18 protein-coding genes are annotated in these 23478 nt (G+C 65.4%); 6 read left to right on the top strand and 12 right to left on the bottom strand.

What is annotated here, in order from left to right:
- Nucleotides 1-10: 10 nt before the first annotated feature.
- Nucleotides 11-2254 (bottom strand): xanthine dehydrogenase family protein molybdopterin-binding subunit, encoded by a 2244-nt coding sequence (locus CIC12_RS19835; RefSeq protein ID WP_168666183.1) that lies wholly within the window; start codon nucleotides 2252-2254, stop codon nucleotides 11-13.
- 1 nt (nucleotide 2255) lies between these two features.
- A complete protein-coding gene (locus tag CIC12_RS19830) occupies nucleotides 2256-2711 on the bottom strand; it encodes a (2Fe-2S)-binding protein (protein WP_168666181.1) in 456 nt (151 codons plus the stop codon).
- A 434-nt stretch (nucleotides 2712-3145) separates the two neighbouring features.
- On the opposite strand from CIC12_RS19830, the gene CIC12_RS19825 reads away from it, so the two are divergent.
- A complete protein-coding gene (locus CIC12_RS19825) occupies nucleotides 3146-3544 on the top strand; it encodes a hypothetical protein (protein WP_168666179.1) in 399 nt (132 codons plus the stop codon).
- Between the two features lie 425 nt (nucleotides 3545-3969).
- A complete protein-coding gene (locus tag CIC12_RS19820) occupies nucleotides 3970-4788 on the top strand; it encodes an alpha/beta fold hydrolase (protein ID WP_168666177.1) in 819 nt (272 codons plus the stop codon).
- A 24-nt stretch (nucleotides 4789-4812) separates the two neighbouring features.
- Here the strand turns inward: CIC12_RS19820 and CIC12_RS19815 are convergent, their stop codons facing one another.
- The 3 genes from CIC12_RS19815 to CIC12_RS19805 form a co-directional block, all read right to left on the bottom strand.
- Nucleotides 4813-5790, bottom strand: a complete 978-nt coding sequence (locus tag CIC12_RS19815) for a peptidoglycan DD-metalloendopeptidase family protein (protein ID WP_168666175.1) — start codon at nucleotides 5788-5790, stop codon at nucleotides 4813-4815.
- 680 nt (nucleotides 5791-6470) lie between these two features.
- Nucleotides 6471-6887, bottom strand: coding sequence for a hypothetical protein (locus tag CIC12_RS19810; protein ID WP_168666173.1), 417 nt, complete (start codon nucleotides 6885-6887; stop codon nucleotides 6471-6473).
- 271 nt (nucleotides 6888-7158) lie between these two features.
- A complete protein-coding gene (locus CIC12_RS19805) occupies nucleotides 7159-8319 on the bottom strand; it encodes a porin (protein WP_168666171.1) in 1161 nt (386 codons plus the stop codon).
- 552 nt (nucleotides 8320-8871) lie between these two features.
- On the opposite strand from CIC12_RS19805, the gene CIC12_RS19800 reads away from it, so the two are divergent.
- Together CIC12_RS19800 and CIC12_RS19795 are read left to right on the top strand one after the other, a co-directional pair.
- On the top strand, nucleotides 8872-9978 hold the full coding sequence (locus CIC12_RS19800) for an OpgC domain-containing protein (protein WP_168666169.1): 1107 nt from the start codon (nucleotides 8872-8874) through the stop codon (nucleotides 9976-9978).
- A gap of 154 nt (nucleotides 9979-10132) precedes the next feature.
- Entirely contained in the window at nucleotides 10133-11005 is an 873-nt protein-coding gene (locus tag CIC12_RS19795) for an alpha/beta hydrolase (protein WP_168666167.1), read from the top strand.
- 29 nt (nucleotides 11006-11034) lie between these two features.
- On the opposite strand, the gene CIC12_RS19790 is transcribed toward CIC12_RS19795, so the two are convergent.
- Complete coding sequence (locus tag CIC12_RS19790) at nucleotides 11035-12117, bottom strand: AI-2E family transporter (protein WP_168666165.1); 1083 nt, start codon at nucleotides 12115-12117, stop codon at nucleotides 11035-11037.
- Nucleotides 12118-12485: 368 nt separating this feature from the next.
- On the opposite strand from CIC12_RS19790, the gene CIC12_RS19785 reads away from it, so the two are divergent.
- Together CIC12_RS19785 and CIC12_RS19780 are read left to right on the top strand one after the other, a co-directional pair.
- Complete coding sequence (locus tag CIC12_RS19785) at nucleotides 12486-12770, top strand: DUF3331 domain-containing protein (RefSeq protein ID WP_121323857.1); 285 nt, start codon at nucleotides 12486-12488, stop codon at nucleotides 12768-12770.
- 298 nt (nucleotides 12771-13068) lie between these two features.
- Nucleotides 13069-15645, top strand: a complete 2577-nt coding sequence (locus CIC12_RS19780) for an adenosylcobalamin-dependent ribonucleoside-diphosphate reductase (protein WP_168666163.1) — start codon at nucleotides 13069-13071, stop codon at nucleotides 15643-15645.
- Between the two features lie 121 nt (nucleotides 15646-15766).
- Here CIC12_RS19780 and CIC12_RS19775 read toward each other — a convergent pair whose 3' ends face one another.
- The 6 genes from CIC12_RS19775 to dctA form a co-directional block, all read right to left on the bottom strand.
- The gene (locus CIC12_RS19775; RefSeq protein ID WP_168666161.1) at nucleotides 15767-16717 is read right to left on the bottom strand and encodes a dimethyl sulfoxide reductase anchor subunit family protein; all 951 of its coding nucleotides are present in this window, start codon (nucleotides 16715-16717) and stop codon (nucleotides 15767-15769) included.
- A 35-nt stretch (nucleotides 16718-16752) separates the two neighbouring features.
- Entirely contained in the window at nucleotides 16753-17511 is a 759-nt protein-coding gene (locus CIC12_RS19770; RefSeq protein WP_168666159.1) for a 4Fe-4S dicluster domain-containing protein, read from the bottom strand.
- An 86-nt stretch (nucleotides 17512-17597) separates the two neighbouring features.
- Nucleotides 17598-20519 (bottom strand): molybdopterin-dependent oxidoreductase, encoded by a 2922-nt coding sequence (locus tag CIC12_RS19765; protein ID WP_168666157.1) that lies wholly within the window; start codon nucleotides 20517-20519, stop codon nucleotides 17598-17600.
- A 180-nt stretch (nucleotides 20520-20699) separates the two neighbouring features.
- The gene (locus CIC12_RS19760) at nucleotides 20700-21698 is read right to left on the bottom strand and encodes an Ldh family oxidoreductase (RefSeq protein WP_168666155.1); all 999 of its coding nucleotides are present in this window, start codon (nucleotides 21696-21698) and stop codon (nucleotides 20700-20702) included.
- 25 nt (nucleotides 21699-21723) lie between these two features.
- Complete coding sequence (locus CIC12_RS19755; RefSeq protein WP_168666153.1) at nucleotides 21724-21951, bottom strand: hypothetical protein; 228 nt, start codon at nucleotides 21949-21951, stop codon at nucleotides 21724-21726.
- A complete protein-coding gene (gene dctA / locus CIC12_RS19750) occupies nucleotides 21952-23304 on the bottom strand; it encodes a C4-dicarboxylate transporter DctA (protein ID WP_168666151.1) in 1353 nt (450 codons plus the stop codon).
- Nucleotides 23305-23478: the final 174 nt, after the last annotated feature.

Here is a 23478-nt window from a genome sequence, read left to right as displayed (position 1 = left end):
CGGGCTCCGGTCAGGCGGTTTGCAGTTGACTGCCGACCGGCAATTGCCGCAGCCGCTTGCCGGTGGCCGCGAAAATCGCATTGGTCAACGCGGGCGCGAGCGCCGCCGTACCGGGCTCGCCAATGCCGCCGGGCGCCTCGCTGCTCTTGACGATATGCACGTCGATCGGCGGCGTCTGGTCGATACGCAGCATCCGGTAGTCCGTGAAGTTGTTCTGCTCGACGCGGCCGTCCTTGATCGTGATCTCGCTATAGAGCGCCGCCGTGATGCCGAAAATGATGCCGCCCTGCACCTGCGCTTCGATCGTGTTCGGATTGACCATCATCCCGCAGTCGACCGCGCACACGACGCGCTTGACCGCGACTTCGCCCTGATCGACCGCGACATCGACGACAATCGCAAAGAAGCTGCCGAACGCGTGCATCACCGACACGCCGCGTCCTTGCCCCTTCGGCAGCGCGCTGCCCCAACCCGCCGCCTGGGTGGCGACGTTGAGCACGTTCAACGCGCGCGGTGTTTTGCCCAGCAGATCCTGACGGTACTTGACCGGATCGATCTTCGCCTGCGCGGCGAGTTCGTCGATGAAGCTCTCCACCACGAACGTGCCGCGCGTCGGCCCCACGCCGCGCCAGAACGCGGTAGGCACCGCGTGCGGCTCCTGGCGCACATAGTCGACCAGCTGGTTCGGCAAATCGTACGGCAGGTCCGACGCCACTTCGACCGCGTCCGGGTCGAGCCCGTTCTTGAACGCGGGCGGCGCGAACCGCGCCATGATCGACGAACCGACGATGCGGTGCTGCCACGCGAGCGGCTTGCCGTTCGCGTCGAGCCCGGCCGAGATCTTGTCGTAGTAGTACGGCCGGTACATGTCGTGCTGGATGTCTTCTTCGCGCGTCCACAGCACCTTCACCGGCGTCGACACCTGTTTGCCGACCTTGACCGCCTGCGTGACCATGTCGAATTCGAGCCGCCGCCCGAAGCCGCCGCCAATCAGATGGTTGTGCACGACGATCTTGTCGGCGGGCAGGCCGGTGACCGCCACCGCCGCATCCACCACGCGCGTCGGCACCTGCGAGCCGAGCCAGACATCGCAGCCGTCGGCGCGCACGTGCACGGTGCAGTTGATCGGCTCCATCGTCGCGTGCGCGAGGAACGGTTGTTGATACACGGCATCGACGCGGGACTTCGCGTTGGAGAACGCCTGCCCGACGTCGCCCTCTTTACGCGCGACCGCGCCATTGCGCTGCGATGCGTCGGCGAGATCGCCGACGATCTGCTTCATCGAAATGTTCGCGCCCGCGCCTTCGTTCCACTTGATGTCGAGCGCCTGCAGTCCGCGCCGCGCCGCCCACGTGTGATCGCCGATCACCGCCACCGCGTTGTCGATCTTGACGACCTGCCGCACGCCGGGGATTTTCTTTGCGTGAGTGTCGTCTACGCTCGCCAGCGTGCCGCCGAATACCGGACAGTTCGCGATCGCCGCGTAGACCATGTCGGGCACGCGCACGTCCAGCCCGAACAGCGCGGTGCCGTCCACCTTCTCCGGCGAATCGAGGCGCTTCACCGGCGTGCCGATCAGCTTGAAATCCTTAGGCTCTTTCAGCGGTACGTTCTGCGGCGCGGGCAGTTTAGCCGCGGCCTCCACGAGCTGGCCATAGCCGATGCTGCGATTGCTGGCCGCATGGATCACCTGGCCGCCCTGCGCGTGGCAGCTCGCCGGATCGACCTGCCACTGCTGCGCGGCCGCGTCGATCAGCATGATGCGCGCGGTCGCGCCGGCGCGACGCATCGGCTCCCAGGCAAAGCGGATCGACGTCGAACCGCCGGTGAGCTGGCCGCCGAGCAGCGGGTCCATGAAGAGCTTTTCGTTGGGCGGCGCGTGATCGAGCGTGACCGCATCGAGCGGCACTTCGAGTTCTTCGGCGATCAGCATCGGGATCGACGTATAAACGCCCTGGCCCATCTCGACCTTCGGAATCACGAGCGTGACCTTGCCCGCTGTATCGATCTGGATGAATGCGTTCGGCGCGAACACGCCGCTTTGCGGGGTTTCGACCGCATCGCCGCCCACCACCGATTTACCGGCCTTCTGATCCTGGCTCGCGGCCGGCATGCTGAAGCCGAGCAGCAGGCCGCCGCCGGCCGCCGCGCCGACCGTCACGCTGAATTTCAGAAACGTGCGGCGCGAAATGCCACCCGCGCCACTTTGCGAGGCCCCCGCGCCATTCTGTGCATCGAGCAATCCCTGGGACATGTCACACTCCCTTCGCGGCTTGCTTGATCGCCGCGCGGATGCGGTTGTACGTCCCACAGCGGCAGATGTTGCCAGCCATCGCGGCGTCGATATCCGCATCGGAGGGATTGGGGTTGCTCGAGAGCAGCGAAGCCGCCGACATCACCTGCCCCGACTGACAGTAGCCGCATTGCACGACGTCCAGTTGCCGCCATGCCTGCTGCACCTTCTGCCCCGCGGGTGTGCTGCCGACCGCTTCGATCGTGACCACTTTGCGCTCGCCGACCGCCGCCGCCGGGAACACGCATGAGCGCACCGCAACGCCGTCGAGATGCACGGTGCATGCGCCGCACTGGGCGATGCCGCAGCCGAACTTGGTGCCGGTCAGGCCGACGAGATCGCGCAGGACCCACAGCAAGGGCATGTCGGGTGGCGCGTCGACGGTATGGGTTTGACCGTTGATGTTGAACGTTGTCATGTGCGGCTCCGGGGTGGGGGTTTATTGTTTGTGAGGCTATTTAGACAGAGACGGCGAACCAAAACGTAAAGCATTGTCGTGGTTGTTCGACGAACCAAACTAATACGCGATGCGACTCGCCTTGCAATCGGCCCGCGGATGCAAGCGGCAGATGATGCGGCGCGCATGCGCCGGAACGGACCGATAAATTGTAGCCGTGTAAAAAGAAGTTCGCCGTGTACCCGGGCAGGCTGCGCGGCGCCAAGCGGCCTTTGCCCGCGCGGAATGCGAGCTTGAAACGGGCGCCGGATCGATGCGTTAGTATCGGCGCATTCACGCGAGCGGACGCGTCTTGCACGAACATGCGATGCGCCGCTCATTCAACGGCGGGCGATTTTGTTAGCATGAGCCGATTGCCGGCTCGACCCGGCCAGACCCTCCGAAGGAGCAGCACAATGAACGACCAGCAATGCACTCAATTCCTCTCGGACATTCGCCGACCCCTCCTCTCGCTGCACAAGGCCATTCTCGACCACGAACGCGCGGCGTATGAAAAGGAATTCGGCCCGGTGACACCCGCGGCCTTCCTGCAGGTGCTCATCAACGGCTCGGGGTTTCGCTGGCTCACGCCGCTGTCGACGGTCATTGCGAGCGTCGACGAAATTCTCGACGACAAGGAAGCCGACACGACCGACCGGCTCGCCGCCGCGCAAGCGGTGACCGGCCTGTTTTCGCCCGATCAGCCGAACAACCAGTTCCTGCCGCGCTACCTGCCGCTGTTGCAGGTCGATCCGGCGATCCTGCATCACCATGGCCAGGTGTCGCAGCTGTTGCGCGGCGTTCAGGGGAAGTAAGAGACGCAAGGCGGCCGCACGGCAGCGCATCATCTCGACTCCGACTCGATTGGCGTGATGGCGCTGCCGCCTCCCGGATTTCCTCACCGTTGAAAAACGGCCTTTGGAACAGCGCACGCTGTCCACTCGAATGCCGCGTGCGCTCGCAGCCGATCGATTACCTCGCGCGCTGATCGCAGACCTCAAAAATACCCGTTGTTTCAAGCCAATTTCTGCCCGGATCGCAAGAGTTCGGGTGGCGAAAGACGCTGGCTCATCATTCCAACACTGCAGCAAGCACACCGTCTGCGAATTTGCCTGGTTTTGCTGAACAAAACAAAGGTGAGCTTCTGCGGGACCCATCCCTGCCGCCTACGAAAAGGCGCGCTGCACGTTCAACGTTCCCCTGCTAAGGTAAGCAGACCTTCTTTGCGACGCTCATCGCCATGCAAACCTGGCCGCTCCCTGACAGCTATACGTTCCGCGATCAAACCGTGCGCTACGGCGTCACCGGCAACGGGCCGCCGCTGGTGCTGGTTCACGGCACGCCGTTCTCTTCGTATGTGTGGCATCGCATTGCCGCGCATCTCGCGCCGACGCGCACGGTCCATTACTACGACCTGCTCGGCTATGGACAATCGGAGCAGCGCGACGGACAGGACGTGTCGCTCGGCATCCAGAACGTGTTGCTCGCGGAACTGCTCGCGCATTGGAAGCTGGAGATGCCGGACGTCGTCGCGCATGATTTCGGTGGCGCGACTTCGCTACGTGCGCATCTGCTGAACGGCTGCGAGTACCGCAGTCTCACGCTGATCGATCCGGTCGCGGTTGCGCCGTGGGGTTCGCCGTTCGTGCGGCACGTACGCGAACACGGCGACGCGTTCGCCGGACTGCCGCCTTACATTCACGAAGCAGTGGTGAAAACGTATATGCGCGGTGCGCTCGCCCGCGAGATCCCGGACGACGAACTCGCGCCTTATGTGACGCCGTGGCTCGGCGCCACGGGACAAGCGGCCTTTTACAGGCAGATCGCGCAGATGGATCAGCGCTATACCGACGAAGTCGAAGCGCGTTACGCGCAGCTGCGTTGTCCGGTGCAGATTCTGTGGGGTGAGAAAGACCAGTGGATACCGCTCGAACGCGGCCGCCAACTGGCCGCCGCGATTCCGTCCGCGCGCTTTCAGGCGGTGCCGGACGCCGGCCATCTGATGCAGGAGGACGCGCCGGAGGCGATCGTCGCCGCGGCGCTGCGCTGGTTCGTCTGACGGCGCGCGAGCGGTCCGCGCCCGTTAGCCGCGCCCTTGTGGAAGATACGGAAGCGGATCGATCGGCTTGCCGTCGTGGCGCAACTCGAAACCGACGGACACGCGCGAATTGTTTTCGTCGCCCATCTCCGCGATCTGCTGTCCTTGCCGAACGATGTCGCCGATCTTGACCAGCAGCTTGCGGTTATGCGAGTACGCGGTCAGAAAGTCCTTGTTGTGCTGGACGATGATCAGGCTGCCGTAGCTGTTCAACCCGGTGCCGGCGTACATCACGCGGCCGTCGGCGGCGGCGCGCACCGGATCGCCCGGCTTGCCGCCGATCTCGATCCCGCGCGTTTCGCCCGGCTGGAATGCTTCGACCACGCGGCCGCCCGCAGGCCACGCCAGCGCGACGCCGTTCGCGTGCCGCGCGGTTTGCTGCAGGACTTCGCGCGCCTGCCCGGGGGTGGGCGAACCTGCGGCGGGCGAGTTCGCAGTGGACTGCGCGGAGCCCGACGCCGCTGCTTGCTGCGCCGCCGACGCCGACGCCGACGCCGAAGCCGCCGGTGCGGAGCCCGCCGCAGCGTTGGCAGCCAACGCCGCCTTCGCATTCGCGGCATTCACCGCCCGCACCGTTTCCGGCGACGCGACATGCAGCACCTGCCCCGGCTTCGGCCGCGACGATGCCTTCAATCCGTTCCACGTTTGCAACTGTTTGACGCTGCAGTGATGATGCTGCGCAATGCGCGACAGCGTATCGCCACGCTTGACCCGATAGACGAGCGGCGGCGATTTCCTGAGCGACGCGCCCTCATCGGCGCCCGTCGCGACAGGCGTGCCCGCCGACACGGCAATGGAGGGCGACGCGGTTGCCCCAGCCGGCACGCCGGACGCAGCCAGCGGGCTCACCGCCCCGCCGTTCTGCGCATCCTGCTGCCCCACATTCGCACAACCACTCACTGCCAGCGCGACCCATACACCGGCGAGGCTGGCCATCATCGTTCTGTCGAAACGTCTCGTCATCTTTGTTCGACTCCTGCCTTATTCATGAGCGGGCCGGATGCCCCCTGTCGCCTGCAATGCGCGCGGTCTTACGCCGCGCAGACCGCTTCGCGACACGGCGAGGTCGCTCGTGCGACGCTCATCCCGTGCCCTGCCGGCCAATCCACCTTGACGCTGACCGGAAACGGTCTGTGCCCGGTGTCTCACGGAACACCGGTGCCCCGCGCGAAGGCCCCGATTGCTGATCAAAATTCCAGCGGAATTGTAAAGGGCGCTTTAACGAAAACGCCTCGTCGCGAACACTCTGATACAAACATTACTCACGTATTTCCGGGACGCGTTTGCACCCGCAATGGCGTGCACAACGGCGTGCTCTTTCGAGTACGCGGCGGCGTCGCGTCCACGGTCGTCGGCGACTGATTGCTCGAGGGTATGCGCGTGTCGAACACGCACGATTGGCGCCCGTCGCAGGAAATGTCCGCCCGGGGTAAGCATCGCAATACGAGGCTATCGCGCCATCGCACCATCGCGCGTCGTGTCCCGTGATCGGACGATCACCTTTTCTTTAACGGCAGCTCACCGCCGGAACTTGAATCGCCATGTGTCGCAATGGCGCGCGCGGCGCGCGAAACGCGTCCGCGAGGCAAAGGCGGTCGTCAACCTCGACGAACTCGCCTGACTTCGATGACCAAACGTGGGCGCTAGCTGTAGTACTGCCCCGCGTACTTCACATAGCCCACCGGATGATGCGTGAAGTGCAGCACCGGCAGCACGGGATTCGAATTGTCGGCGGTCGGATAAGCGCTGGCTTCGGAGATATATTCGCCTTGCGCCTCGATCGGCTGCCCCGCCTGGAGGCCGGGGATTTCCTGCGCCAGTCCCTCGTTGTCGCCGAAACGCACGGCGACGAAGACCTCCGTCCCCACCAGGTTCTGCGTCCCGCCCTCGAACTTCAGCACCTTGTCGATCCTGATGACGAAGTGCTGGTGATTGGCGCCGTGGTGATTGTCCGGGCTGTCGAACACCTTGGCGATCGTGCCTTGCACGCACGCGAGGGGCGCGCCCAGCGAATGCACATAACGATGATGCGGAAGTATCTGTGTCGCGCGATTGCTCATGAAGTCTCCGTGCAAAAAAGCGGGCTTGTCTACGGCAAACGAAAGACGCGGCTGTCGGGCAGCGACAGCGCGATACCGTTTGAGCGAGCCATGCCGTGCGAGTTCATTGCGCGGGACCATTGGCGAAACCGGCAGCGCACTCGCCGGTTGAACGCGAGCAAACAAACCGCGCGCCTTTGAGCAGTCGGGCAGGCGATTTCAGGAAAGCATCCGTCGAGGCGCGAGCGCGTCGCGCAATGAAACACCGCGATGAATCACCGCAGCGGCCTGCCTAGAATTTATGCCGGATCGCCGCGCGCACCACGACCTGCTTCGACGTCGACGAAGGCGACTGGGTGCCGGGGATGAAGGCGTAGTCGAGAATCGAAAAGGTCTGGTCGCCCGTGACCTGCTGATACTCGCCCTGAAGATAGACGTCGGTGCGTTTGGACAGGTTGTAATCGGCCATCAGGCCGAACGAGTGAATGCGCGGCTTCACGCCGCCGTTCGACGCGTCGTAGGTCTCCATCGTGTACACGTACTGCGCGCCAACGAACAGCATCGGCGAAATCTGATACTTGCCGTTCACCTCGAAGTTCTGATACTTCAACGAGTTCAGCAGCACGCCGGGCGGCACGAGCGGCGTGGTGCCGAGATAGCCGTTGCCGGTTGGATTCAGATAGTTCGAGTTGGTGTAGACGAAGCCCGCCGTCGCCGAACCGAAGGTATAGGTAATGCCGCCGCCGAACACGCGCATGCGGGCTGCGATGAAACCGGCGTCGTCCGCGGTGATCGCACCGTTCGCGTTATTGCCGGGGCTGTCGGCCTGCAGATACGCTGCGGCCACCAGCAAGCCGGCGTACGCATATTGCCCGCCGATGCTGTACGCCCGATTGTTCGCGAAGCGGGTGTCGTTGCTGAAGCTGTAGGTGCCGCCGAACTGGAAGCCGGAGATCGACGGACTGGCGTACTTGACCGTGTTGTCGAGACGGAAAGTGTTGTCGGTGTTGTCGTTGTCGAGCGGGTGCGAGAACAGCGTGCCGGCCCAGTTGCCGTTGGCGGTGGTTTGAGCCAGATAGTCGACCACTGAATCGTACTGGCGGCCGAAGGTCAGTGTGCCGTACGGCGCCGAACTCAAGCCGACGTACGCCTGCCGCCCGAACATCCGGCCGCCCTGCGCGAGCCGCCCGGTATTCAGGTCGAAGCCGTTCTCGATCTGGAACACTGCTTTGAGGCCGCCGCCGAGTTCCTCGGCGCCTTTCAGGCCCCAGCGGCTGCCTTGTGCGAAACCGCTCGACAGTTCGTAGACGTGGCCGCGGCCGACATTGTTGGTGTAATTGACGCCCTCGTCGATCACGCCATACAGCGTGACGCTGGTCTGTGCGTCGGCGGACGCGGCAAAAGTGGCGGACACAGCGGTGGAGACAGCCAGCGCGAACACTCGCTTGTTCATGATGATCTCCCTGCACTCGAGTAATCGGACAACTCGATCCGGCCGCTTCTTCTGCTGGCGCTTCCGGGCACTTCGACAGTGCTGCTCAGGACCCCGCCGCGCGTTTAGGAAATCCTCACACGCCGATTGCTGGCCGTCCATTGGGGGTCGCTTCGATCTCTTAAATTGTTGCGAAATCTCCACTGTGTGCGGCTGCCACTTTTTTCCCGGCTCCTGTTCAGGTAGGCGACGGCGCGGTCCGCGCGAATTCGACGATGCTTCGCCGCACTCGCGCCTGCGCCCTGCGCTGAGGCTTTGTCACGGAAAGAAATATAATGGTCGGTTTTTGCCGCGGCGCAGCGGAACTCCGCGCCGTCCTCCGGGGTCTTTTTAGTGGCCCCTGACACCGCGCCTCGCGAGGCGGGTCGAACGCGGCGACGTGAGCACGACATGGGTCACCACATGGGTCGATACCCGCCGCAGCACTGAGTCCAATCCAATTCCAAAGCCTTGTGAGACGCCTGCCGCGCTGCATCAGCGCGCCGTCGCACGGGGCTGCCTTTGGCGCAACCCATGCAACCTTCATCTTCACGCCTGATCGAGCTGGACTTTTTCCGCGGCCTGGTCCTGCTGATCATCGTCGTCGACCACATCGGCGGCAGCATCCTGTCGCGCTTTACGCTGCACGCGTACGCGTTGTGCGATGCGGCCGAAGTCTTCGTGTTCCTTGGCGGCTTCGCTACCGCAACGGCCTACGTGGCGCTCGCCGAACGGCGCAACGAGACGATCGCGCGCAGCCGCTTCCTGCGGCGCTCGCTGGAAATCTATCGCGCGTTCCTCGTCACCGCGGGGTTGATGCTGCTGGTCAGCGCGGTGTTGAGCGCGTTCAGCATCGACGGACCGAATCTCGCCACCACCGATCTCGACGATCTGATCGCCACGCCCGTCGGCGCGCTGCGCGACATCCTGCTGTTGCGCCGCCAGCCCTATCTGGCTTCGGTGCTGCCGATGTACGCGTTCTTCGCGCTGCTGGTGCCGATGATCCTGCCGCTCGCCCGCAGCAAACCGTGGCTGCTGCTGGCCGGCAGTGTCGCATTGTGGGCCGGCGCGCCGGCGATCGACGCCTACCTGCCCGCGGCGCCGGACATGCACTGGGACTTCAACCCGTTCGCGTGGCAGTTGCTGTTCGTGCTCGGCGTGCTCGCGCGATGCCAGCCGGTTTATCAACGTGTCAGTGCGCACCGGCTCGGCTGGATCGTCAGCCTGAGCGCGTTCGCGGTCGTGGCCGGCGCGGCCTATGTCAAGCTCTTCATCCATCACGGGCCGTTCGACGCGAGCCTCAAGCAGAATCTGTCCTGGCTGCGGGCGGGCAACTTCCTCGCCATCGCCTGGCTCGTCGCCAATCTGATCGAGCTCGGCTGGGCGAAGAAGCTCGCGCAGTGGCTGCCGTGGGTCGGTGTGATCGGGCGCAAAGGCCTGCTGTGCTTCATCGCCGGTGCGGTGATCTCGCTGGTGGTCGACTCGGTGCTGTATGCGGCGACCGACGGCTATCTGAACTACCCCCTCGGCCTGCTCGCCGATGTGATCGCGGTCGGCGCCCTCTTCGCCGTCGCGTTGGGCGTGGCGCCGCTCAAGCGCTTCGTCGGACGCTTTGTCGGCGCGCTCGGGACGTCGTCCTGAGCCGATGCCTGCGGGGCAAGCGGGTGGCGCGCCTCTGTCCGCGTCGTGCCTGTATCGCCTACCCTTAAATCGGCCTCAAACCTGTCTCAATTCCGCCGCCGATGCTGATAGCATGACGGCCGCGCGCAAGCTGCGCGCCGGCTTCCTACCTCACATGCGTCCACTCCTACACCTCGCACTCGCCCTGCTATCGATCGCCGCCAGCATGCCGGCATGTGCCGGCACCGTCGTCAGCCGCAGCTTTTATGCCGAAGCGCTCGGCCGCGACTGGGGCTACACGGTCTATCTGCCGAGCGGCTATCGTCAGGACGCCGCGCGCATGCCTGTGCTCTATCTTCTGCACGGCAACAACGGCGACGCCAACGACTGGCTCACCCAAGGCCACCTGCAAAGCGCCGCCGATACCCTGATCGCCCGCAAGGAGATCCCGCCGGTCGTCATCGTGATGCCGCAAGGCGGCACCGACTGGTACGTCGATCGCAAGGAAAAGATGGAGAGCGCGTTTTTTGGCGATCTGCTGCCCGAGATAGAAACGCATTACGCGGTGTCGACCCAGCGTGGCGGGCGGGCGATCGGCGGCGTGTCGATGGGCGGCTTCGGCGCGCTGCGCTACGCGCTGACACAGCCGGAACTATTCTGCGGCGCGCTGCTGCTGAGCCCCGCGATCTACGCGAACGAGCCGCCGCGCGCGTCGGCCGCGCGCCGGGTCGGCGTGTTTGGCGACCGGCAGTTCGATCCTGAAATCTGGCACGAACTCAACTATCCGGCGCAGTGGGAGCGCTACATGAGCCGGCCGTATCGCCTGCCGATGTTCATCGCCGCCGGCGACGACGACCTCGCGATCCAGGCCGACGCGTCCTCGCTATACACGCGTCTGCGGCTGGCGGGCAATCCGGCGGCGCTGCGCATCATCGACGGCGGTCACACGTGGGAAGTCTGGAGCGCGCTGCTGCCGGCCGCGTTGAAATACACGCTCGGCTGCATGAAGCCGCCGGCGCTCGAGCATCCATCTAACCAGCGGCCGTGAGCGGGGCCGGGGCGCGCGAAAACCCCGCCCTACCGTACCAGATCGGTCCACAACACCATCAGCACCGTCATCAGCGCGGGCCCGATGAAGATGCCGAGCAGCCCGAACGTCTCCGCCCCGCCGAGAATGCCGAACAGCACGAGCAGGAACGGCAGGCGCGTCGAATTGCCGATCAGCACGGGCCGCACGAAGTGCTCGGCCACGAACACCACGATCGACCCGAACACGACCAGCCCCATGGCCGCAGCCACCGAGCCCTGCGCGAGCAGCCAGAGCGCCGCGAGGCCGAACGTGATCGGCGCGCAGAACGGCAGCATCGCGGCGATCGCGGTAATGAAGCCGAGCAGCGCGGCATGCGGCAAGCCGGTCACGAAATAGGCAACCCCCAGCAACACGCCCTCCCCGAGTCCGACCACGACGAGCCCCGACACCGTGCCGCGCACCGCGGCGGCCATCCGTTGCAGAAGCTCTGCGCCGTCGTCGCCGAAACCGCGCCGCACGCCCCGGATCAGCGAGCCGGACAGGCGCGGCCCCGCCTGGAAAATCACGAACAACGTCACCAGCATGAAACCGAACACCACCACCGCATGGAGCGCACGCACGCCGAAGCGGCGGCCGAGCATCATCACCGTGGGGTTGTGCAAGCCCTTCATCGCCGCCGAATCACGCAGCGGCTGCGCGAGGTTGGCCTGCCACCATGCGGAAATCTGCTGCGCGCCGAACGGCAAACGCGCGACGAAGTCCGGCAGCGCGATGCCGTTTTCCCGCGCGCTCCTGAACCATTCGTTCAGGTCGTGCGCCTCACGCAGCGCCTGAGCGATGCCGATGCCGACCGGCAGCACCACCAGCAGCGCAATCGCCAGCGTGAGCGCTGCGGCGATCAGCGTGGTGCGGCCCGTGAACCAGCGGTTGCCCTCGACCTTGCGCAATAGCGGCCACAGCGCGATCGCGACCACCCCGGCCCACGCGACCACCACGATGAAATCGCGCACGACCCACATGGCCAGCAGCACCAGTCCGATGTACAGGGCGAGCGAGGCCGCCTTCTGTTTTTTCAGGCGATCCGGCGGGACGGGGTGATCGGACGAGGTGTCGGGCGGGCGTGAAATCATCGGGGTTCTTCTCTTTTGAGATGTGCGCGCGAGCCGACCGGAAAAAACCAAACCCGCTACACTGCCAGCATACGGTCGGCGGGTCGGCGGGTCGGCGGGTCGGCGGCTCTTCGAGAGGCCTATCTTAAAGGAGCGGCGGCGCCTTCTGCAGGCAGCACTTCCGTCGCGCTCCAGTCAACACTCCGTTGCAAAAACTCGCACTATTAAAAATTCACATAATAACGGCGCGTAACGTCCGTCATTTCGGGCGATCGTAAATGTCAAGCGGCATTGTTGCTATTTGGAGAACAGTGTTTCAACCGCGGCACAATGGCTATCCGGCGCGCGCGGGACTACATTCGGCACACCACACTACGGAGCCGATGATGATGACCTTAGAGTCCATCCCCCTTGACGGTACCAATGGCGTACGCATCGAAATTCTGGAGCGCTCCGACACTACGCTGGTGATCCGCTGGGTAGAACCGGGGCGATGTCATTACGGCGAGCAACGCTGGCGGCGCAGGTCGGCGCATACCTCCGGCACCTGCGCGGTATCGCGCCGCAAGATCCGCCGCGGCGACGCGGTGTTCAAGCCCGCCGAACGGCCGGCGCCGTCGAATGCTTCCGCGATGATCTGTGCCGAAATCCTCTGCGCGCTGGCGGAAGCCTGACGCTTCGAGCCGCCGCTGCTGCGCTGTCACCCTGCCGTCACTCTTCCTGCCTGGTTCTTTGCCGGCCGCGCGCGCATCGCGCCGATACGCCGGGCAAGCCGTCGCTCGCGCGCCATGATGCACGGGCGCCCTTCCCTCACGCCGCGCGCCGAACACCTCCGATTGCGGCCCTTCGCCACGTGCGCTAAGGTGGACCTCATTGCGACAAGTCAGCCGCCGGCTTTCTCCGCGACGGTAAAGTGACCCGCATATCCACCCACCGCGCCGCGCCTGCTGCGGCGCCGTTTGAGGGCCTACCATGGCAGAAGACACGCCGGACACCCGCGCGGCACTCGCGCTCCCCGCTCCCCCCGTTCCCCTCGTCGCTCCGCAACAATTTTCCGTCGACGTTCTGCTCGAAAAATACGCGAAAGGCGATGAACAATCGGCCGACGACGTGTTCAAACGCGTCGCCCACGGCGTCGCCGAGGCCGAGCCGCCGGCGCTGCGCGAATCGGTCGAGGCGCTGTTCGTCGACAATCTGCGGCACGGCGCGCTCGGCGCCGGCCGCATCATGAGCGCGGCGGGCACCGGCATCGCCGCCACGCTGATCAACTGCTTCGTGCAGCCGGTTGGCGACGCGATCCAGGGCGTCGACGAGCAGGGCCTGCCCGGCATCTACGTCGCACTGCTGCAAGCAGCCGAAACCATGCGCCGCGGCGGCGGCGTCGGCTACAACTTCTCCGCGATCCGGCCCAAGGGCGCGCGCGTTCACACCACGAGTTCATCGGCGTCGGGACCGTGCAGTTATATGGACGTGTTCGACGCGTCGTGCCGCACGGTCGAAAGCGCCGGCTCGCGGCGCGGCGCGCAAATGGCCGTGCTCGATTGCAGCCACCCCGATCTGCTTGAATTCATCGAGGCCAAGCATTCGAAGGGCCGTTGGAACAACTTCAACGTGTCGGTCGGCGTCACCGATGAATTCATGCGCGCCGTCGAAGAAGATCAGCCCTGGCAACTTGTGCATCGGGCCGAACCGTCGCCGGCGCTGCGCTCGGCCGGCGACGTTCGGCAACGCGAAGACGGCCAGTGGGTCTACAGCGAACGCCCCGCCCGCGAGATCTGGGATCGCATCATGCGCTCCACGTACGACGTCGCGGAGCCCGGCATCGTGTTCATCTCGCGGATGAACGAGGACAACAATCTGCGCGCCGTCGAAACCATCCGCGCGACCAACCCGTGCGGCGAACAACCGTTGCCGGCGTACGGCTGCTGCAATCTCGGGCCGTTGAACCTGACGCGCTTCGTGATCGACCCGTTCGCGCAGATGAAAGGCAGCAAGCCTTCGTTCGACTGGGACGGCCTCGCGCGGCGCACTCGCACGCAGGTGCGTTTTCTCGACAACGTGCTCGACGTCACGCTGTGGCCGCTGCCGCAGCAATATGACGAGTCGCGCGCGAAGCGGCGCATCGGCGTGGGCTTCACCGGTCTCGGCGACACGCTCGTGATGCTCGGCTTGCGCTACGACTCGCAGGAAGGCCGCTTCTTCGCGGTGCGCATCGCGCAGCTGATGCGCGACGAGGCGTATCGCGCGTCGGTGGAGCTGGCGAAGGAGCGCGGCGCGTTTCCACTATTCGACGCCGGGCGCTACCTGGAAGCTGGCACCTTTGCGTCGCGCCTGCCCGACGATATCAAGCAGGCGATCCGCCGCGACGGCATCCGCAACAGCCATCTGCTGTCGATCGCGCCGACCGGCACCGTGAGCCTCGCGTTCGCGGACAACGCGTCGAATGGCATCGAGCCTGCCTTCTCATGGACCTACACGCGCATGAAGGTGATGGCCGATGGCGGGCGCGAATCGTTCGACGTCGAGGACTACGCGTACCGGCTCTATCGCGAACTCGGCGGCGACGTGAAGAACCTGCCGGAGTATTTCGTCAGCGCGCTGCAGATGTCGGCGCGCGACCACCTCGACATGATGGCGGCCGTGCAGCCTTACGTGGACACGTCGATCTCGAAGACGGTCAACGTGCCCGCCGACTATCCGTTCGAAGCGTTCGAAAGCCTCTACTTCGACGCGTGGAAAAACGGCCTCAAGGGCCTCGCCACCTATCGCCCGAACGAGACGCTCGGCGCGGTGCTGAGCGTGAGCCCGCCGCAAGCGGACGACACGCTCGCCGAGAACGATCTCGATCCGTTGCGAATCGCGATCGATCATCGGCCCAAAGGCGAGTTGCCGGCGATCATCGAGAAGGTCGAGTATCTGACCCAGGCCGGCAAGAAGTCGCTCTACGTGGCGGCGTCGTTCATCGAGGTGACCGGGCGTCTGGGCGGTGAGGACGTGACGATCGAGCGGCCGATCGAATTCTTCATTCCCACCGGCCAGCGCGACGAATCGCAGCAATGGATCACGGCGACGATGCGCTCGCTGTCGCTCGCCGCGCGCGGCGGGTTCGTCGCGCGCAACCTCCAGGATATGCGCAAGGTCTCGTGGGATCGCGGACAGGTCCGGCTCGGCGACGTGCAACGGCTCGACGGGCATCGCGCGCCGCGCTGGCACGATTCGGAGGTGGCGGCACTCGCGTTTGCGATCCAGCAGATTCTGCATCGGCGCGGCTTTCTCGATGCCGAGGGCAATCAGGTGCCGTCGCGCATGCTGGCGCGTCTGCCACGCGGGCAGATGAAAGCGGAGACGGCGTTGTCGGCGGACTTCGGGCTGCGCCCGCCGCCCGCTGACGCCAGTGCCGATGCCGACGTGTTGGCGCAGCCCGGCGGCGCGCAGGGACTGCACACGATGCTCGGGCGCAAGTGCGGGTCGTGCGGTGCGAACGCGGTGATTCGCAAGGACGGCTGTGATTTCTGTACGGCGTGTGGTGAAGTTGGCGCATGCGGGTAAAGCGGTGGACGTTGATTGAGCGCGCCGGCCGGCGCGCTCAACCGTCCATCCACTCGGCACGCAATAGAGCACCCTGCTCGACCCGCCCGCTTCGCAACCGCGCGATACTGCGACGCGCCTGTCAGCCGACTCTCGCGTAGTAGAGATTTTGCGGATGCTTCGCTTCGGCGAAGAAAAACCAGCGTTCCGCGACGAGGCCCGCGTACTGCACGAGACAGGCCGCGGCCAGCAACCCGAGCGACACGCCGATCGAATCCAGCCGCGCGCCGAGCGCCATCAACACGACCGGCACGAGGAACGCCGTGACGAGAAAGCCCCACTTGATGCCGCGCAGCGTCCCCGCCGACTTGCCGTGAAAGAACTCGCGCAGATTGAAGGCGCCGGCCGTGAAGCCGCGCGACACCTGCACGAGCTTCGGACTGCGGATACCGGTCGCGCTCTGCACCGTCGATTTCGGCCGCAAACGCGCATTGCGCACCAGCGACGCCGAGCGGCTCGCGCAGCCCGCGAGCGTCAGCACGCACGCGCAGACGGCGAGCCCCGCTGTCAACGCGGGCGCGCACCACGCGCTCAGCGCCGTCGCCAGCGTGAAGCCCGACGCGCAGCCGAGCAGCACAAAGTTGACCAGCGTGAGCGGCGTCGCCCATTCCTGCAGGAAGCGCAGGCACGCGTAGATCATCGCGGTGCAGACGAACAGGGTCGCGCTCGCCAGCACGCCGAGCCAGCCCAGCACGAGCGACCACGGCGAGGCGAACCAGTGCGCGACGCCGTAGAAAAACGCGCAGGCGAGAAACGCGGGCAGGCACAGACATTCACGCGAGAGCCACGAAGTTCGCCACATCGCGATCGCCCGCCATGCGCGCTCGGGATGACCGAGATGGAAGAACGACGCGATCAGCCCGAGCCCGCCCAACATCACCGACACCGCCGCGCCGACGAGATAGAACGCAGCCGTGGGAGGCGCGACGAAACCCAGTTGCGCCGCGCTCTCCACGCCGACGAGCGCGATCAGCAAGCCTTGGGCCGCGCCGCTTAGAGTAGTGAGGAAAACTACGGAGAATGCAGGATTCATCGTGAGGTCCTGTGTGGGTTCCGTTAGATGCGCGTTTAGATGCGCGTCGCCATCGACGCGAGATGCACTTCGCCGCGCGCCAGTTGCGTGTCGAGCGAAGCGGGCGCGAGCGCCGTGTCGGTGGCGGACGAGCCGGCCGCTTTGCACGAGCACGCGTCGCTGCCGCAGCCCGACGCCGCGGTGGGCGCGCGCGGCAGATAATGATTCGCGGGCCGGGTGTTCCACTCGGGCATCAGCTGATAGCCGCCACGCTCCTCGATCGCTTTCGACACCACCGACTGCGGATCGTGAATGTCGCCAAAGAGCCGCGCCGACGTCGGGCACGCGAGCACACACGCCGGCTGCCGGTCCCGTTCGGACAGATGTTCATCGTGAATGCGATCCACGCACAACGTGCACTTGGTCATCTCCTTGCGCGCTTCGTCGAGTTCGCGCGCGCCGTAAGGGCACGCCCACGCGCAATACTTACAACCGATGCAGCGGTCGAAATCGACCAGCACCAGACCGTCCTCCTTGCGCTTGTAGCTCGCCCCGGTCGGACAGACCGGCACGCACGGCGGGTCCTCGCAGTGCAGACACGATTTCGGAAAATGGATCGTCTCCGCATCCGGGAAACTGCCGGCTTCGAAACTATGCACGCGGTTGAAGAAGGTGCCGGACGGGTCCGCGTCGTACGGCTTAAGATCGGCGAGACTGCCCGATTCGCCCGACGTGTTCCACTCCTTGCAGCTCGTCACGCAGGCCTGGCATCCCACGCACACGTTCAGATCGATCACCAACGCCATCTGGGTCATCTAAAGCTCCTTGCCGCTGCCAGCGAGACGATGCTGGCGCCCACGTTGTTTCTGTCGCTGACGGTGGTGCAGCGTTACCTGGGCCGCTACTTCCGCCGGATCGCACCGCGCAGCCGCGCCGCGAACTCGCCTCGTCCCGCGAAGTAGGTTTGCACGACCCGCGAGACTACGCCGTTCGAACCCGGCAGCGCGGGCATCGCGTCGAATTGCGGCAACGTGTGCCGCGCATCGGCTTCAGCCGGATAAATCCGCACGCGCACGTCGTACCACGCGGCCTGGCCGGTCACCGGATCGGAGTTCGATAGCCGTGAGGCCGCTGCGTCGCGACCGGGCAGTTCGTCGGTAATCAGGTGATTGAGCAGGAAGCCGCGCCGCGCTTCGTTCGCGCCCGGGCCGAGATTCCATGCGCCCGCCGCTTTGCCGATCGCGTTCCACGTCCACACGGTGCCGGGCTCGACGGTCTCGCTGAAGCGCGCCATGCAGCGCACGCGGCCCCATTGCGATTCCGCGTAAATCCAGCCACCGTCCTCGATGCCGTTTTCGGCGGCCATCAGCGGATTCATGTACAGATAGTTCTCCCCATGAATCTGCCGCAGCCATGCGTTCTGCGAGTCCCACGAGTGGTACATCGCCATCGGCCGCTGCGTCACGGCAGCGAGCGGGAAGCGCGTGAGATCGGTGGCCGCGCTTTCGAGCGGCGCGTACCAGAACGGCAGCGGATCGAAATACTTTTCGACTCGCGCGCGCAAATGATCCGGCGGCTGCCTGCCGCGCGTACGACCTTGCGCGGCGAGCCTGAACTTCTGCATCACATCCGAGTAAAGCTGGATCAGGATCGGCTCGTTGAATTTGCGGAAACCGTTCCTGACCGCCCAGTCCAGATACGGGCCGTTGCAGTTGCGCATGTACTGCAGCGTCTCGGGCAGCCGGTAATGGAATACGCAATTGTTCTGCGCATACTGTTCCCATTGCGTTGGATTCGGCTCGCCCACCAGCGCCTTGTCGCCATCCTTGCCGCGCCAGCCGATCAGAAAGCCGACGCCGGAGTCCGGCGCGGTCGTGTGATTGACGATGAAGTCGGGATAGTCGCGAAAGCGCCGCGCGCCGTCGGCGGCGGTGAACGCGGGAAACTTCAGCCGCGACGCGAGTTCGATCAGCACTTCCTGGAACGGCTTGCACTCGCCCGTGGGCGGCACGACCGGCACACGCACCGAATCCACCGGGCCGTCGAATTCGGAGATGGGCCTGTCGAGCATCGACATCGCGTCGTGCCGTTCGAGGTAGGTCGTGTCCGGCAGGATCAGATCGGCGAACGCCGTCATCTCCGACTGGAACGCGTCGCACACCACGAGAAACGGAATCTTGTACTCGCCGTTCGCGTGCCTGTCGGCGAGCATCTCGCGGACTTTCATCGTGTTCATCGAAGAATTCCATGCCATGTTGGCCATGAAAATCATCAGTGTGTCGATCGGATACGGATCGCCGCGCCACGCATTGGTGATCACGCTGTGCATCACGCCATGCACGGCGAGCGGATATTCCCACGAGAACGCCTTGTCGATGCGCACCGGGCCGCCGTGTTCGTCGATGAACAGGTCCTCGGGCGCGGCGGGCCAGCCGAGCGGGCCGCTCGCAAGCGGCGTGTTGGGCTTGACGGCATCGGGACTGTTCGGCGGTTTGGCCGAGGGCGGCACCGCACGCGGAAACGGCGACTTGTGGCGAAAGCCGCCGGGACTGTCGATCGTGCCGAGCAGCGACATCAGCACCGCGAGCGCGCGGATCGACTGGAAGCCGTTGGAGTGCGCGGCGAGCCCGCGCATCGCGTGAAAGGCCACCGGATTGCCTGTGACCGTTTCGTGCGTTTCGCCCCATGCATCGGTCCAGCGGATCGGCAATGTGATGCGATGCTCGCGGCTCGTCTGGATCATTTCGCCGGCGAGCCGGCGAATCGTGTCCGCCGCGATGCCGGTGATGCCGGCGGCCCACTCGGGCGTGCAGCCGGCCACACGCTCGCGCAGCAACGCGAACGACGGCGTGACGGGCGTGCCGTCGTCAAGCTTATAGCGGCCGTCGAGCGCGGGCGTCACACCGGGAGCGTGATGCGGCACCGCGCGCCCGGCTTGCGCATCCCACCACAAATGATTCTGCGGAAACAGCGGATTGCCGGCCGGTCGTTGCGGATCACGCACGAACAGGCCGAAGTTTTCGCTGGCCTCGTCGAGATCGACGAGTTCCGCCGCGTTCGTATACCGGCGCACGAACTCGTGATCCCACGCGTTAGCAGCGATCAGTTCGTGCAGGAACGCCATGAAGAGCGCGCCATCGGTGCCGGGTTTGATGGGCACCCACTCGTCGGCGATCGCCGCATAGCCCGTGCGGATCGGATTGATCGCGACGAAGCGGCCGCCCGCGCGCTTGAACTTCGAGATCGCGATCTTCAGCGGATTCGAGTGATGGTCTTCCGCCGTGCCGATCATGAAGAACAGTTTCGCGCTGTCCAGATCCGGCCCGCCGAATTCCCAGAACGAGCCGCCTATCGTGTAGATCATGCCCGCGGCCATGTTGGCCGAGCAGAAGCCGCCATGCGCGGCGTAGTTGGGCGTGCCGAACTGCTTCGCGAAGAGGCCCGTCAGCGCCTGCATCTGGTCACGGCCAGTGAAAAGCGCGAACTTCTTCGGATCACTCGAGCGGATCGCGGCGAGGCGCTTTTCGAGCACGTCGAAGGCGACCTCCCAGGACACCGGCTCGAACTGTGCGCTGCCCCGCTCCGCCCCGGCCTTGCGCATCAACGGTTGGGTCAGTCGCGCGGGCGAATACTGCTTCATGATGCCCGAGGCGCCCTTCGCGCAGATCACCCCCTGATTCAGCGGATGCTCCGGATTGCCGTCGATGTAACGCACCTCGCCGTCACGCAGATGCACGCGAATGCCGCAGCGGCACGCGCACATGTAGCAGGTGGTGGTTTTGATGTCGAGCCGTTCGTTCTGCGTGCGGGCGTGGTGTTCCATGCGGAATCTCCGTCGCTGCGGGGGTATCGAAGCGGGATGGTGCTGTACCGACCATCCTATTCGCCCTGGCGTCAGAAGGGAAATCGCGATTCGCGACGCAAACTATCCGCGCTGCCGATAGTTTCCGTCGCGCTTTCAGTGGGATGCTGTTTCAAGCACGGGCCGACTGGCCGTGCACGCTCAATCGCGTCCCTGCAATTGCGCGATCAACGCGTCCGGAATCTCGACGCCCTCCTGCTGCGCCGTCCGCGCGAGGCTTTCGCGCCGGGCACCCGGCAAGCGCACGCCGTCGTCCTCGAGCATCATCCCGATCAACGCTTCCACGCGCGACAGATAAGCGTCGTCGCCAGCGAGCGCGCCTGGATCGATCGCCCAGAACAGATGGCCGATGCGCGAGCGCTCGCCTTCCCCAGTCAGGAACGAACCCGCTTCGTACCCGAAGTTCGCGCCGGTAAGCGCCGCCGCCAGCAACTCGACGATCAGCGCGAGCATCGCGCCTTTCGTGCCACCGAACGGCAACATCATGCCGTCGAGCGCAGCGCGCGCGTCGGTGGTCGGCAAGCCGTCGCGCGTGGTCGCCCAGTCTTCGGGAATCGGCTTGCCGTCGCGCGCGGCGATCGCGATCTTGCCGCGCGCGACCTGCGACAGCGCGAGGTCGATCACAAGCGGCTCGCCGTTGCGACGCGGGAACACCGCCGCGATCGGATTGGTGCCGAACAGCGCGCGCCGGCCGCCCCACGCCGGCATCGCCCCCGGCGAATTGCTGAACGCGAGCGCGACCATGCCTGCTTCGCCGAGCGCGGCGAGATGGGCCGCACCCACGCCGAAGTGATGGCTGCGCTTCACGCCCGCCACCGCGCTGCCGAATTGGCGTGCGCGTTCGATCAACGTCGACACCGCGAGATCGCAGGCCGGATAGGCGAGACCATCTGCGGCGTCGATCAGCACGGTTGCGCCGCGATCCGCGACGATGGCCGCTTGCGCGGCGGGATCGACGCGGCCGTTGCGCAACTGCGCGCAATACATCGGCAGGCGCGACACGCCGTGGGACGACAAGCCGCGCAGGTCGGCATAGACCAGCGCGCGCGCGGTCGAGTCAGCGGTTGCCGGCAATGCGCCGGCGTGGCGCAGTGAGCCCACGGCAAGCTCGGTGAGCGCGTCGGGAAGCAGTCGGGCCATCGATCATTCCTCTGGTTCGGTGGGTTCAGGGGGCGTCAGTTTGACATGGCTCCTGGCATCGCGTCCGGGTTGGCGTCGGGTTGGCGTCGGAAAATGGGTCCGTCAACACGGCGGCCAGCCGTTCGGTGGCGAGCTGCTCGGGCTCGCCAGATAGCGTGGGATCGACGCGCACGTCGAAGCATTGCCGCAGCGTGTCGATTGCCGCTTCGTCCATGAACTCGTTGATGACGATCTTCTTCGCGACGGTCGTCATTTAGCCGCCCTTCCCCGCCGCAAGGCGGCTGGTTTCGTCGAGACCCGGGTGCGCCGGTTGCGGCGTCGCCTGCGGTTGCCGCGGCGACTGAACCTGCGCCTGCACTTCACGCGGCGCGGCCAGGAATGCGCGTGCCGCCCGCGCATCGAATGCGCCTTCCCAGCGCGCGACCACCAGCGTCGCCACCACGTTGCCGATCATGTTGGTCAGCGCGCGGACCTCGTTGAGCACGCGGTCGACGCCGAGAATCAGCGTGATGCCCGCCACCGGAATGATGTTGTGGGTCGACAGCGTGGCAGTCAGCGCGACCAGCGCCGCGCCCGCCACGCCCGCGCCGCCTTTGGACGTCAGCATCAGGATCGCCAGCAACCCGATCTGCTGCATCAGCGTCAGGTGCGTGTTGGTGGCCTGCGCGATGAAGAGCGAGGTCATCGTCAGATAGATCGCCGCGCCGTCGAGATTGAACGAATAGCCGGTGGGCAGCACAAGGCCGACGATCGCGCGCGGGCAGCCCATGCGTTCGAGCTTCTCCATCAGACGCGGCAGCACGGATTCCGTGGTGGACGTGCCGAGGACGATCAGCAGTTCCTCGCGGAAGTAGCGCAGAAGCGGCCACAACCCCACGCCGGCCCAGCGCGCGGCCGAGCCGAGCACGATGCCGATGAACAGGATGCTGGTGATGTAGAAGCACAGGATCAGCAAGCCGAGTTGCTGCAACGTGCCGATGCCGTACTTGCCGACCGTGAATGCAATCGCGCCGAACGCACCGAGCGGCGCGAGCCGCATGATCATCTCGACGATGCGCATGAGCGTGTCGCCGAACTGCTCGATGCCGCGCATCAGCAAGCGGCTGCGTTGCGACATGATCGACAGCGCAATGCCGAACAGCACCGAGAACAGCAGCACCTGCAGCAGATCGCCACGAGCGAACGCGCCCACCACCGAGTTCGGCACGATCATGTCGATGAAGCCCGACGAGCTCACGTGCGCGTCCGCCACGTAATGCGACATCGTGTGGGTATCGAGCGAAGCGGGATCGATGTTGAGTCCTTGGCCCGGCCGCAGCACGTTCGCGACGACGAGGCCGAGCACGAGCGCGACGGTGGTGACGACCTCGAAGTACAGCAGCGTCTTGAAGCCGACGCGGCCGACCTGCTTGAGGCTTTCCATGCGCGCGATGCCCACCGACACGGTGCAGAAGATCACGAGCGTGATCAGCATCTTGATGAGGCGAATGAACGTATCGCCAAGCGGTTTCATTTCCACGCCGAACCTGGGCCAGAAATAACCGACGAGAATACCGGCGGCAAGTCCGATCAGGACCTGCACGTAGAGATGTTTGAGCACGCGCAAGATGGTGTCTCCTCCACTCGCTGCTGCCAGATGTCGAGCCGGCGCCGCTGCCGCCTGAAATACCGGCACGGGCGGCTTCGCGGCCAGTCTCCGTGCCGGCGTGCGCCGGGAATGGGACCGCTGCGTTCGTGGCTGGCGGGCTTGCCTGCTGATCCTGCCCAAGCGAGACTCCCA

It is taken from the genome of Paraburkholderia sp. SG-MS1 (genome assembly GCF_012275575.1).
GTDB lineage: Bacteria > Pseudomonadota > Gammaproteobacteria > Burkholderiales > Burkholderiaceae > Paraburkholderia.
Note: the sequence above shows the minus strand (reverse complement) of the source record. Positions and strands in the feature narration are given on the sequence as shown.

Excerpts from the sequence above, each read along its gene's own strand:
- CIC12_RS19835 (WP_168666183.1), bottom strand. The coding sequence starts at position 2,254 with ATGTCCCAGGGATTGCTCGATGCACAGAATGGCGCGGGGGCCTCGCAA.
- CIC12_RS19830 (WP_168666181.1), bottom strand. The coding sequence starts at position 2,711 with ATGACAACGTTCAACATCAACGGTCAAACCCATACCGTCGACGCGCCA.
- CIC12_RS19825 (WP_168666179.1), top strand. The coding sequence starts at position 3,146 with ATGAACGACCAGCAATGCACTCAATTCCTCTCGGACATTCGCCGACCC.
- CIC12_RS19820 (WP_168666177.1), top strand. The coding sequence starts at position 3,970 with ATGCAAACCTGGCCGCTCCCTGACAGCTATACGTTCCGCGATCAAACC.
- CIC12_RS19815 (WP_168666175.1), bottom strand. The coding sequence starts at position 5,790 with ATGACGAGACGTTTCGACAGAACGATGATGGCCAGCCTCGCCGGTGTA.
- CIC12_RS19810 (WP_168666173.1), bottom strand. The coding sequence starts at position 6,887 with ATGAGCAATCGCGCGACACAGATACTTCCGCATCATCGTTATGTGCAT.
- CIC12_RS19805 (WP_168666171.1), bottom strand. The coding sequence starts at position 8,319 with ATGAACAAGCGAGTGTTCGCGCTGGCTGTCTCCACCGCTGTGTCCGCC.
- CIC12_RS19800 (WP_168666169.1), top strand. The coding sequence starts at position 8,872 with ATGCAACCTTCATCTTCACGCCTGATCGAGCTGGACTTTTTCCGCGGC.
- CIC12_RS19795 (WP_168666167.1), top strand. The coding sequence starts at position 10,133 with ATGCGTCCACTCCTACACCTCGCACTCGCCCTGCTATCGATCGCCGCC.
- CIC12_RS19790 (WP_168666165.1), bottom strand. The coding sequence starts at position 12,117 with ATGATTTCACGCCCGCCCGACACCTCGTCCGATCACCCCGTCCCGCCG.
- CIC12_RS19785 (WP_121323857.1), top strand. The coding sequence starts at position 12,486 with ATGACCTTAGAGTCCATCCCCCTTGACGGTACCAATGGCGTACGCATC.
- CIC12_RS19780 (WP_168666163.1), top strand. The coding sequence starts at position 13,069 with ATGGCAGAAGACACGCCGGACACCCGCGCGGCACTCGCGCTCCCCGCT.
- CIC12_RS19775 (WP_168666161.1), bottom strand. The coding sequence starts at position 16,717 with ATGAATCCTGCATTCTCCGTAGTTTTCCTCACTACTCTAAGCGGCGCG.
- CIC12_RS19770 (WP_168666159.1), bottom strand. The coding sequence starts at position 17,511 with ATGACCCAGATGGCGTTGGTGATCGATCTGAACGTGTGCGTGGGATGC.
- CIC12_RS19765 (WP_168666157.1), bottom strand. The coding sequence starts at position 20,519 with ATGGAACACCACGCCCGCACGCAGAACGAACGGCTCGACATCAAAACC.
- CIC12_RS19760 (WP_168666155.1), bottom strand. The coding sequence starts at position 21,698 with ATGGCCCGACTGCTTCCCGACGCGCTCACCGAGCTTGCCGTGGGCTCA.
- CIC12_RS19755 (WP_168666153.1), bottom strand. The coding sequence starts at position 21,951 with ATGACGACCGTCGCGAAGAAGATCGTCATCAACGAGTTCATGGACGAA.